Source organism: Streptomyces sp. LUP30 (assembly GCF_001746365.1).
Lineage (GTDB): Bacteria > Actinomycetota > Actinomycetes > Streptomycetales > Streptomycetaceae > Streptomyces.
The window spans coordinates 1-11847 of sequence record NZ_MJAJ01000020.1 but is presented as its reverse complement, the minus strand read 5'-3'; the positions used below and the strand labels follow the sequence as shown (position 1 = coordinate 11847).

At 70.7% G+C, this 11847-nt stretch carries 9 protein-coding genes; 8 read left to right on the top strand and 1 reads right to left on the bottom strand.

Annotated features, from left to right (window positions below; genetic code table 11):
* Window positions 1–113 precede the first annotated feature (113 nt).
* From BG482_RS18265 to pgi, 8 genes are all read left to right on the top strand, one after another.
* Window positions 114–3068 (top strand): M14 family metallopeptidase, encoded by a 2955-nt coding sequence (locus tag BG482_RS18265; RefSeq protein ID WP_069770128.1) that lies wholly within the window; start codon window positions 114–116, stop codon window positions 3066–3068.
* Window positions 3069–3299: 231 nt separating this feature from the next.
* A complete protein-coding gene (gap, locus tag BG482_RS18260) occupies window positions 3300–4310 on the top strand; it encodes a type I glyceraldehyde-3-phosphate dehydrogenase (RefSeq protein WP_069770127.1) in 1011 nt (336 codons plus the stop codon).
* A gap of 144 nt (window positions 4311–4454) precedes the next feature.
* Complete coding sequence (gene pgk / locus BG482_RS18255) at window positions 4455–5666, top strand: phosphoglycerate kinase (RefSeq protein WP_069770126.1); 1212 nt, start codon at window positions 4455–4457, stop codon at window positions 5664–5666.
* A gap of 6 nt (window positions 5667–5672) precedes the next feature.
* Window positions 5673–6449, top strand: coding sequence for a triose-phosphate isomerase (gene tpiA / locus BG482_RS18250; protein WP_069770125.1), 777 nt, complete (start codon window positions 5673–5675; stop codon window positions 6447–6449).
* Between the two features lie 177 nt (window positions 6450–6626).
* Window positions 6627–6863, top strand: a complete 237-nt coding sequence (secG, locus tag BG482_RS18245) for a preprotein translocase subunit SecG (protein WP_176741411.1) — start codon at window positions 6627–6629, stop codon at window positions 6861–6863.
* 211 nt (window positions 6864–7074) lie between these two features.
* Window positions 7075–7410 (top strand): RNA polymerase-binding protein RbpA, encoded by a 336-nt coding sequence (locus tag BG482_RS18240; RefSeq protein ID WP_003957010.1) that lies wholly within the window; start codon window positions 7075–7077, stop codon window positions 7408–7410.
* A 155-nt stretch (window positions 7411–7565) separates the two neighbouring features.
* On the top strand, window positions 7566–8834 hold the full coding sequence (locus BG482_RS18235; RefSeq protein ID WP_079141889.1) for an MFS transporter: 1269 nt from the start codon (window positions 7566–7568) through the stop codon (window positions 8832–8834).
* Window positions 8835–8907: 73 nt separating this feature from the next.
* Window positions 8908–10557, top strand: coding sequence for a glucose-6-phosphate isomerase (pgi, locus tag BG482_RS18230; protein WP_069770122.1), 1650 nt, complete (start codon window positions 8908–8910; stop codon window positions 10555–10557).
* An 89-nt stretch (window positions 10558–10646) separates the two neighbouring features.
* Here pgi and BG482_RS18225 read toward each other — a convergent pair.
* A partial coding sequence (locus BG482_RS18225) for an FtsX-like permease family protein (RefSeq protein WP_141746640.1) occupies window positions 10647–11847 on the bottom strand: 1201 nt, incomplete at its 5' end.

The following is an 11847-nucleotide window of genomic DNA, read 5'->3' as shown; positions in this document are numbered from 1 at the left end:
TCGGGCGACGCCACCGGCGTTTTCCGTGACGCCGAGGCGCTCTTGACTGGATCATGAACTGTCATGAGCCTGGCAGGGTTCGCTGCTGGGGCGAACTCAGGCAAGGGGGGTTCATGAGACGAAGAGCGAGATCGATCCTCGCTGTCGGCGCGCTGCTGCTCGGTGGAGCGGCACTCGCACCCGTCGCCCAGGCGCAGCCCGGCGCCACACCGAAGCCCGACACCGACGAGGTCAAGGTCTTCCGCGCCGACGTCACCCAGCAGCAGGTACCCCTGCTGCTGGCGGCCGGCCAGGACGGTCAGGAACTCAGCGAGCAGGTGCCCCGCAAGGGCACCGCGACGGTCGAGGTCTACCTCACCGACAAGCAGGCGAAGAAGCTCGGCAAGCAGGGCGTCCGGCTCACCGAGCACACTCTGTCGGCCACGGCGGAGAACCGCCTCGACGCGGCCGCCGGCGGGGTGTTCCGCCCCTACAGCGGCAGCGGCGGCCTGAAGGAGGAGATCCTCCGCACCGCCAGGGAGAACCCGAGCCTCACCAAGGTCGTCTCCATCGGCAAAACCGTCCGCGGCCAGGACATCCTCGCGCTCAAACTGACCAGGGACGCGAAGAAGTCCAAGGACGGCTCCAAGCCGTCGGTGCTGTACATGTCCAACCAGCACGCGCGGGAGTGGATCACCCCGGAGATGACCCGGCGGCTGATGCACTACTACCTGGACCACTACAGGACCGACCGGCGGGTCAGGAAGATCGTCGACTCCAGCGAGCTGTGGTTCGTCCTGTCGGCGAACCCCGACGGCTACGACTACACCTTCCAGGACCCCGCCAACCGGCTCTGGCGCAAGAACCTGCGGGACGTCAACGGCGACGGCGTGATCTCCGCCGGCGACGGCGTCGACCTCAACCGCAACTTCGCCTACAAGTGGGGCTACGACAACGAGGGTTCGTCACCCAACCCGACCAGTGAGACCTACCGCGGCGCGAGCCCCGCCTCCGAGCCCGAGACCAAGGCGCTCGACGCCTTCGAGAAGCGGATCGACTTCACGTACGGCATCAACTACCACTCCGCCGCCGAGCTGCTGCTCTACGGCGTCGGCTGGCAGGTCGCCACCGACACCCCGGACGACGTCGCCTACAAGGCGCTCGCCGGCACCCCCGACAAGTCCGCGGTCCCGGGCTACCACCCGCAGGTCTCCTCGGAGCTGTACACCACCAACGGCGAGGCCGACGGCCACGCTGCGAACGTCAACGGCATGGGGATGTTCACCCCCGAGATGTCGACCTGCCAGACCGCGTCGAACATCGACCCGAACGACCGGTGGAACGCGGCCGACTGCCAGTCGGTCTTCAACTTCCCGGACGACGAGAAGCTGATCCAGGGCGAGTTCGCCAAGAACGTCCCGTTCGCGCTCTCCGTCGCCGAGTCCGTCGCCCACCCCGACCAGCCGAAGTCCTCGGTCGGCCTGTCCGCCGCGGACTTCACCCCGGCGCCGTTCACCACCTCGTACGCGCGCGGCACGGGCCAGGAGGTCTCCGTCGTCGTACGGAAGGCGATCCGCGACAAGGAGCTCAAGTACCGCGTCAACGGCGGCCGCACGCGGGACCGGGCGCTCAGGGCCTGGAAGGGCGGCGAGACCTACGGCGGGGACGACAACCTCCACTACGACGAGTACCGGGCCACCGTGCGGGACGGCAAGCCGGGCGACAAGGTCGAGGTGTGGTTCACCGGCGAGACCAAGGCCGGCAAGAAGGTCTCCAGCTCGCACTTCACGTACTCGATCGCGCAGCGGCCCCAGGCCGACACGCTCGTCGTGGCCGAGGAGGGCGCGGCGGCCACGCAGGCGCAGACCTACGTCGACGCGCTGAAGGCCAACGGCCGCAGGGCGGTCGTCTGGGACGTCGCCACCCAGGGCGTGCCCGACGCGCTCGGCGTGCTGAGCCACTTCCGCACGGTCGTCCACTACACGGGCGCGAGCGCCCCGGGCAACCCGACCCAGCTCGAACTGCGCGCCTTCCTCAACGAGGGCGGCAAGCTGATCGAGGCGGGCGAGCTCGCCGGCGGCAACGTCTCCCTCGCCGACGGCACCCTGTCGAACGACTTCAGCCAGTACTACCTGGGCGCCTACTCCCGTACGTCCACCCCCGGCGCCACCGGCTTCACCGGTTCGGGTGAGCTGGGCGGGTTCACCGGGGCCCTCGGGGCCGCCGCCGGCAACCCGCTGGACAAGGCCGGCACCTACGGGGTCACCTCGGACGAGCTGCCGGCCGCCGCGTACCCGCAGTTCGCCAGCTCCGGCTCCGGCCAGTTCGCCGGGACGGTCAACCCTTACGGGCCGTACGCCGGCTCGTACATGGCCGCGGCCGTGCACACCGACGACGCCTACAAGCGCCTCACCCGCACCATCGACCTCAGCGCCGTCGGCGCGGCGAGCAAGCCGGCGCTGCGCACCCGGCTGCTGTGGGACACCGAGCCCGGCTACGACAACGCCATCGTCGAGATCCACACGGTCGGCGCCGACGACTGGACCACGCTTCCCGAGGCGGGCGGCGCCACCGGCACCGCCGTGCCCGCGGAGTGCGGGGGCGGGTTCTACGTCGGCGAGCACCCGTGGCTGCGGCACTACCTCACCCTCACGTCGGGCGACTGCACGGCGACCGGCTCCACCGGATCCTGGAACGCGCTCACCGGTGCGTCCAGCGGCTGGCAGCAGGTGAACTTCGACCTGAGCGCGTATGCGGGCAAGAAGGTCGAGGTCTCGATCGCCTATGTCACCGACCCCGGCACCGGCGGCCACGGCGTCCTCGCGGACGACGCGTCGCTGGTCGTCGGCGGCACCGCCACCGAGACCGAGGGCTTCGAGACGTCGCTGGGCGCGTGGCGGGCGAGCGGTCCGCCGGCGGGCAGCCCGGCCGTGCTGAAGGACTGGACGCGCACGGGCGTGCTCTTCCGGACCTACGGCGCGGTCACCACCGACGACACCGTGCTGCTGGGCTTCGGCCTGGAACACCTCACCTCGGCGGCCGACCGCAAGACGCTCATCGGCAAGGCACTCGACTCACTTGAGGGCTGACACGCCGAAGTCAACTCGGCGTGAAGGTTCGTGACCGGATCGAGTGATCGGGCCCGTCCGGCCCGGGCGGTCCGTACCCCTACTGGCGGGTACGGACCGCCGTGCCGTGTATGGGCGAACTCGATGTCACTCCGGCGGCCTCGGAGAGGTAGGGTCGGTGGTGGTCGGGGACATCCCAAATACAGCTCGCCGGCACTGCATGGGCCGGCGTACCAACGAGGAGATCGGTTCGTGACGATCCGCGTAGGCATCAACGGCTTTGGCCGCATCGGTCGTAACTACTTCCGCGCGCTGCTGGAGCAGGGTGCTGCCATCGAGATCGTGGCTGTCAACGACCTCGGTGACACCGCGACCACCGCCCACCTGCTGAAGTACGACACCATCCTGGGCCGTCTCAAGGCCGAGGTGTCGCACACGGCGGACACCATCACCGTGGACGGGCACACCATCAAGGTGCTGTCCGAGCGCAACCCCGCCGACATCCCGTGGGGCGACCTCGGCGTCGACATCGTCATCGAGTCGACCGGCATCTTCACCAAGAAGGCCGACGCCGAGAAGCACATCGCGGGCGGCGCCAAGAAGGTCCTGATCTCGGCTCCGGCCAAGGACGAGGACATCACCATCGTGATGGGCGTCAACCAGGACAAGTACGACGCGGCGAACCACCACGTCATCTCCAACGCCTCCTGCACCACCAACTGTGTGGCGCCCATGGCCAAGGTCCTCGACGAGAACTTCGGCATCGTCAAGGGTCTGATGACGACGGTCCACGCGTACACCAACGACCAGCGCATCCTGGACTTCCCGCACTCGGACCTGCGCCGCGCCCGCGCCGCCGCCGAGAACATCATCCCGACCACGACGGGCGCCGCGAAGGCCACCGCCCTGGTCCTGCCGCAGCTCAAGGGCAAGCTCGACGGCATCGCGATGCGCGTCCCGGTTCCCACCGGCTCGGCCACCGACCTGGTCGTGACCCTCCAGCGCGAGGTCACCAAGGACGAGGTCAACGCCGCGTTCAAGAAGGCCTCCGAGGACGGCGACCTCAAGGGCTACCTGACCTACACCGAGGACCCGATCGTGTCCTCGGACATCGTCGGCGACCCGGCTTCCTGCACCTTCGACTCCTCCCTGACCATGGTCCAGGAGGGCACCTCGGTGAAGATCCTCGGCTGGTACGACAACGAGTGGGGCTACTCCAACCGCCTCGTGGACCTGACGGTCTTCGTCGGCGACCGGCTCTGATCCACGGATCAGGCACCTCGATGTGAGCGCAGGGCTCGGGCGGCGCAGGGACGCGCCGCCCGAGCCCTGCGGCACGTACCGATCAGCCCTCTCACGATCACGAGCGATCACGAGCACCACGAGCCCTTCCCAGGAGCCCCCGTAATGAAGACGATCGACGAACTTCTCGCCGAAGGCGTCGCAGGCAAGCGGGTCTTCGTCCGCGCCGACCTCAACGTGCCGCTCGACGGCGGCGCCATCACCGACGACGGCCGGATCCGCGCCGTCCTGCCCACCGTCAAGGCCCTCGCGGACGCGGGCGCCAAGGTGGTCGTCGCCTCGCACCTGGGCCGCCCCAAGGGCGCCCCGGACCCGGCGTTCTCCCTCGCCCCCGCCGCCTCCCGACTGGGCGAGCTGCTCGGCGCTCCCGTGGCCTTCGCGACCGACACGGTCGGCGAGTCCGCGAAGTCGACGGTCGCCTCCCTGGCCGACGGCGCGGTCGCCGTCATCGAGAACCTGCGCTTCAACGCGGGCGAGACCAGCAAGGACGACGCCGAGCGCGGCGACTTCGCCGACCGGCTCGCCGAACTCGCGGACGTCTACGTCGGCGACGGCTTCGGCGCGGTGCACCGTAAGCACGCGTCGGTCTACGACCTCCCGTCCCGGCTGCCGCACGCGGCCGGATTCCTGATCGCCACCGAGGTCGGCGTCCTGAAGAAGCTCACCGAGGACGTCAAGCGGCCCTACGTCGTCGCCCTCGGCGGTTCCAAGGTCTCCGACAAGCTCGCCGTCATCGACCAGCTGCTGGGCAAGGCGGACCGCCTCCTCATCGGCGGCGGCATGGTGTTCACCTTCCTGAAGGCCAAGGGATACGAGGTGGGCGCCTCGCTCCTGCAGGAGGACCAGATCCCGGTCGTCCAGGAGTACATCGAGCGCGCGGAGAAGACCGGCGTCGAGCTGGTCCTCCCCGTCGACGTGCTGACGTCCACCGACTTCCCGGATCTGAAGACCAAGGCGCCGGCGCACCCGAACACCGTCGCCGCGGACGCCATGCCCGGCGACCAGCTGGGCCTGGACATCGGTCCCGAGACCCGCAAGCTGTACGCCTCGAAGCTCGCCGACGCCGCCACCGTCTTCTGGAACGGTCCCATGGGCGTTTTCGAGCACCCCGACTACGCCGAGGGCACCAAGGCGGTCGCCCAGGCCCTCGTCGACTCCCCGGCCTTCACGGTCGTCGGCGGCGGCGACTCCGCCGCGGCCGTCCGCCTCCTGGGCTTCGACGAGAACGCATTCGGCCACATCTCGACCGGCGGCGGCGCCTCCCTCGAATACCTCGAGGGCAAGACGCTCCCCGGCCTCGCCGCACTGGAGGACTGACCCCGCATGACCACTCGTACGCCGCTGATGGCGGGCAACTGGAAGATGAACCTCAACCACCTCGAGGCCATCGCCCACGTCCAGAAGCTCGCCTTCGCCCTGGCCGACAAGGACTACGAGGCCGTCGAGGTCGCCGTCCTTCCGCCGTTCACCGACCTGCGCTCCGTGCAGACCCTGGTCGACGGCGACAAGCTCAAGATCAAGTACGGCGCCCAGGACATCTCGGCGCAGGACTCCGGCGCCTACACCGGTGAGATCTCCGGCGCCATGCTCGCCAAGCTGAAGTGCACGTTCGTGGCGATCGGCCACTCCGAGCGCCGCCAGTACCACAACGAGACCGACGAGCTGGTGAACGCCAAGGTCAAGGCCGCCTACAAGCACGGTCTGACCCCGATCCTGTGTGTGGGCGAGGAGCTGCCCGTCCGCGAGGCGGGCAACCACGTCTCCCACACCCTCGCCCAGGTCGAGGGCGGTCTGAAGGACCTCCCGGCCGAGCAGGCCGAGACGGTCGTGATCGCCTACGAGCCCGTGTGGGCCATCGGCACCGGCAAGGTCTGCGGCGCCGAGGACGCGCAGGAGGTGTGCGCCGCGATCCGCGCCAAGATCGCCGAGCTGTACACCCAGGAGCTGGCCGACCGGGTCCGCATCCAGTACGGCGGCTCCGTGAAGTCCGGCAACGTCGCCGAGATCATGGCGCAGCCCGACATCGACGGCGCGCTGGTCGGCGGCGCCTCGCTGGACGCCGACGAGTTCGTCAAGATCGTGCGGTTCCGCGATCAGTGATCCTGCGGTGATCCGCTGGTGATCCGAGCTGTGAGTATGCGGTAGCGGCGATCCGTCGTACCCTTGCGGGGGCACAGCGCCACGCGGCGGAGCCGCACCTGGACAACGACGCTGTGCCCCCGTTGTCCGCACCGTTCGTCCGAGTCGTCATCCGAATCCGAGGAAGTTGGTCCAGCCGTGGTTTTGGGGTTCTCGATCGCCCTGATCGTCTTCAGCCTGCTGCTGATGCTGCTGGTGCTGATGCACAAGGGGAAGGGCGGCGGCCTCTCCGACATGTTCGGTGGCGGCATGCAGTCCTCCGTCGGCGGCTCCTCGGTCGCCGAGCGCAACCTCGACCGCATCACCGTGGTCATCGCTCTGCTGTGGTTCACCTGCATCATCGTCCTCTGCATCGTGATGAAGACGAACAACTGATCAGCCTCTCACAGGCACGCACATTCCGGTACGTAAGGCCCCATGTTCGGTACGCGCAGCTGAGCGCGGCCTATCATGGGGCTTGCGTCTAGGTGTGGAAGCTGTAACTCCAATCACTGGACGCGCGTTGGGCCTTACGTAGACTGAGGCGCTCGCAGCGAAGCGAAACGCCGACTCGCTTTGCGGCACCATCACGCAGGGAGTTACGACCGTGGCAAGTGGCAACGCGATCCGAGGAAGCCGGGTCGGGGCGGGGCCGATGGGCGAGGCCGAGCGGGGCGAGTCCGCGCCCCGTCTGCGCATCTCCTTCTGGTGCTCCAACGGACACGAGACGCAGCCCAGCTTCGCCAGCGACGCGCAGGTCCCCGACACCTGGGACTGCCCCCGCTGCGGGTTCCCGGCCGGACAGGACCGGGACAACCCCCCGGACCCGCCCCGCACCGAGCCCTACAAGACGCACCTCGCGTACGTGCGGGAGCGGCGCAGCGACGCGGACGGCGAGGCGATCCTCGCCGAGGCGCTCGCCAAACTGCGGGGCGAGATCTAGAAGTCGGGACCGGCCGGGCGCCTCAGGGAGCCTGGCCGCACTCGTTCCGGGTCCGGACGGCTGCTCGTCCGCGAGCCGATTGTCAGTGGCGCCCTCTACGGTTTTCCCAGCGGTTCCCGTCTCTGCGGCGAACCGGTCAGCCGTGAGGGGGAGTTGTGGCGACGGTCGGAACCGCGGGAGTGTGCGCGCCGGCGTGGCGCGGCGGGTTCGGGCGACTGTGGAGCGCCGCGGTGGTCTCGCGCTTCGGGGACGCGCTGCGCACGACCGCGCTGCCCCTGCTCGCCGTGCGGCTCACGGACGACCCTGTGGTCATCGCCTCCGTCACCGCCTGCGCCTACCTTCCCTGGCTGCTGTTCGGGCTGCTCGGCGGAGCCGTCGCCGACCGGGTCGACCAACGGCGTGCGATGTGGGCCGTGGACACCGTGCGCGGTCTGCTCGTCGCCGCCTTCGCGCTCGCGGTGGGGCTCGGCCACGCCTCCGTCCTCCTGTTGCTGGCCCTCGCCTTCCTGCTGACCGCGCTGCAGACCCTCTTCGACAACGCGTCCACAGCTCTGTTGCCCTCGCTGGTGGACGCGGAGGCCCTCGGCGGGGCCAACGCCCGTCTGATGACCGGCCAGCAGCTCGCGGGCGGACTGCTGGCCGGCCCCGTGGTGCCGCTGCTGCTCGGCGTCGGCGTGTCCGTGCCGTTCGCGGCCGACGCGGGCACCTATCTGCTGGCCGCGGCGCTGGTGGCGTCCCTGCGGGTGCGGCCGCCCGAGCGGGAGCCGCGCCCGGCGGGCAGCACCCTGCGCGCCGAGATCGGCGACGGCCTGCGTCATCTGTGGCGCGACCGCGTTCTGCGGCCGATCTGTCTGGCCACTCTGTCGTGCAACATCGGGATGGGTGCCCTGATCGCCACCCTGGTGCTGCACGTGACGCGCTGGCTGCACGCGGGAGACACCGCGTTCGCCGCCGCGATGACGGTGTACGCGCTCGGCAGCCTCGCCGGCGGCCTCCTCGCCCAGCGGATCGCCCGCCACGTCGGCCGGGCCCGGTCCCTGCTGCTCGCCGGGACGGTCCAGACGGCGTCACTGCTGCTCATGGGCGCCGTCCAGCACCTGGTCGCCCTGTTCGCGGGCATGCTGCTGCTCGGCTCCATGGGCATGGTGTGGAACGTCAACCAGATCACGCTGATGCAGCAGCGCAGCCCGGCGCCCATGGTGGGCCGCATCTCCTCCGCGTTCCGGACGGCCTCCACCTCCGGCGCCCCGGCGGGAGCCCTGCTCGGCGGAGCGGCGGCCCAGGCGTTCGGCCTGAACGCGCCCGCGCTGCTCGCCGCCCTGCTCTTCGCACTCGCCGTCGCCGCCTTGATACCCGCGGGCCGGGCGGACGTACCTGTCGGTGTGCCGCAGGACGGCGCCGCGACAGCTCGCGTCGCCCCCTGATCAACTAGGTTGGGACCGGCGGGGCAAGCCGTGCGAGGCAGCACGGACAGGTGAGGAAGGGCTGAAGTCCGACATGAACGCAGACGGCCGTACGAGGCTCGACCAGACGCCCGAGTGGACCGCTCTGGCCGAACACCGCGCGAAACTCGGAGAGGTGCGGCTGCGCGACCTGTTCGACGCCGACCCCGAGCGTGCCGCCGGGTACACGCTGCAGGTCGGCGACCTGCACATCGACTACTCCAAGCATCTCGTCACCGGCGAGACGCTGCGGCTCCTGCGGGAGCTGGCCGCCGCCGCCGACGTCTTCGGCCTCAGGGACGCCATGTTCCGCGGCGAGAAGATCAACACCACCGAGGACCGCGCGGTCCTGCACACCGCCCTGCGCGCCCCGCGCGACGCGGTGATCGAGGTCGACGGGGAGAACGTCGTCCCCGCGGTGCACGCCGTGCTGGACAAGATGGCCGACTTCGCCGAGCGCGTGCGCTCCGGCGCCTGGACCGGCCACACCGGGCGGCGCATCCGCAACGTCGTCAACATCGGCATCGGCGGCTCCGATCTGGGCCCCGCCATGGCCTACGAGGCGATGCGCGGTTACACCGACCGCGGCCTCACGGTCCGCTTCGTGTCCAATGTGGACGGCGCCGACCTGCACGAGGCCATCCGCGACCTGGACCCGGCCGAGACGCTGTTCATCATCGCCTCCAAGACGTTCACCACCATCGAGACCATCACCAACGCGACCTCGGCCCGCAGTTGGCTGCTGGACGCGGGGGCCGGGGAAGGGGCCGTCGCCCGGCATTTCGTCGCCCTGTCGACCAACGCCGAGAAGGTCGCCGAATTCGGCATCGACACCGCCAACATGTTCGAGTTCTGGGACTGGGTCGGCGGCCGCTACTCCTACGACTCGGCCATCGGCCTCTCCCTGATGATCGCGATCGGGCCGGACCGCTTCCGTGAGATGCTCGACGGCTTCCACCTGGTCGACGAGCACTTCAGGACCGCGCCCCCCGAGTCCAACGTCCCCCTGCTGCTGGGTCTGCTCGGCATCTGGTACGGCAACTTCCACGACGCCCAGTCGCACGCCGTGCTGCCCTACAGCCACTACCTCTCCAAGTTCGCGGCCTATCTCCAGCAGCTGGACATGGAGTCCAACGGCAAGTCCGTCGGCCGCGACGGCAAGGAGGTCGAATGGCAGACCGGCCCCGTCGTCTGGGGCACGCCGGGCACCAACGGGCAGCACGCCTACTACCAGTTGATCCACCAGGGCACGAAGCTCATCCCGGCGGACTTCATCGGCTTCGCCGAGCCGCTCGCCGAGCTCGGCGACGGACTCCGGGCGCAGCACGACCTGCTGATGGCCAACTTCTTCGCCCAGACGCAGGCGTTGGCCTTCGGCAAGACGCCGCAGGAGGTGCGCGCGGAGGGCGTGCCGGAGGAACTGGTGGCCCACAAGACGTTCAAGGGCGACCACCCCACGACCACGGTCCTCGCCCGCCGGCTGACCCCCTCGGTCCTCGGCCAGCTCGTCGCGCTCTACGAGCACAAGGTGTTCGTCCAGGGCGCGGTGTGGAACATCGACTCCTTCGACCAGTGGGGCGTGGAGCTCGGCAAGGTCCTCGCCAAGCGCGTCGAGCCCGCGCTCACCGAGGGGGCGCAGGTGCCCGGCCTGGACGCCTCGACCCGGGCCCTGGTCGCCAAGTACCGGGAACTGCGCGGCCGGTAGCGGGGCGGGGGCAAGAGCCCGCTGCGGGAGGCGGCAGCCCTGCCGGGCTGCGCCCTCTCGCGCGGCGGTTGACCGGCGGGGCCGCGGGGTCAGGCCACCGCGCTCAGGGTGTCCGCGAGCCGGCGCCGGGCCGCGCGGGACGCCGGCAGGGCGGCGAGGGCGGACGCGCCCAGCACCGCGGCGGCGGCGAACAGCGCCAGCAGGGCCGGGGAGGGGCCCCGGGCGATCCCGGCGCCGATGCCGCTCGACGCGCCCTGGGCGTCGATCAGCCACCGTGCGAACGGTGTGCCGACGGCGGTCGCGGCGAGGGCCGCGGCCAGGACGGTACAGCCGGTGGCCGTGACGGTGACCGCGGTGATCTGCCGGGGGGACAGGCCGATGGCCTTGAGGGCGAGCAGGTCCCGCTCGCCCTCGCGCACCGTTCCGCCGATCACGGTGAGCAGCTCGATGAGCCCGATCAGGGCGAGGACGGCGATCAGTCCCGTGATCACCGCGCGCAGCGGGGAGAGCCCGTCGGCAGGGTTGGCCACGGTGTGCACGTCCAGGTGGCCCTGCCCGGCGGCGGTCAGCCGGCCGGCGACCTCCCGCGGGTCCGCGCCGGGGCGCAGCCGGAGCTGGTAGAGGGTGGGGCCGAGGACGGGGTCGTTCTCCCGGAGGGTGTCCAGCGAGGTGGAGATGACCCGTCCGGCGTTCTCCGGTTCGATGCTGCGGCCCACGATGTGCAGGATCTGCGGCTGCTCGCCGACGGTCACCCGCACCCAGTCGCCCACCCGCGCGTCGAGCAGGTCGAGCAGGCCCTGTCCGGCCACCGCCTCGTCGCGGCCGCGGGGGCGATCGCCCTCCGCCAGGACGAACGGGTACGGTTCCCGGCCGGTGCCCAGGCCGCGCAGGGCGATGGTCGCCGTCTGCCCCGGGACCAGGGCCGCCACCTGCGCGCCGGGGTAGGCGGCGGCCACCTGCGGGTCGCGCTCCAGCACGGCGAGGGCGTTCCGGCCGCTCGGGCCGGAGTCCACGCGGACGCTGAGCGCGGCCGGGAGGCCGACCTGCTCGGGGCTGCTGTGGAAACGGTCGATGGTGGTCCAGGCGCTCATCGCGACCACGATCAGCAGCAGCGGCAGCGTCAGCCGGGCCACCGACGCCAGTGACCGAGGGCGCCGTGAGAACGCCTTGTGCCAGCCGAGCACCAGCGCGGGCGGCAGCCGCAGTCCGAGCGCCCGGCGCGCCGTGCCCGACAGGGCCCCGCCCGCCGCGCCGACGGGCCGCGCCACCGGTACCGGCGGCACCCGCCCG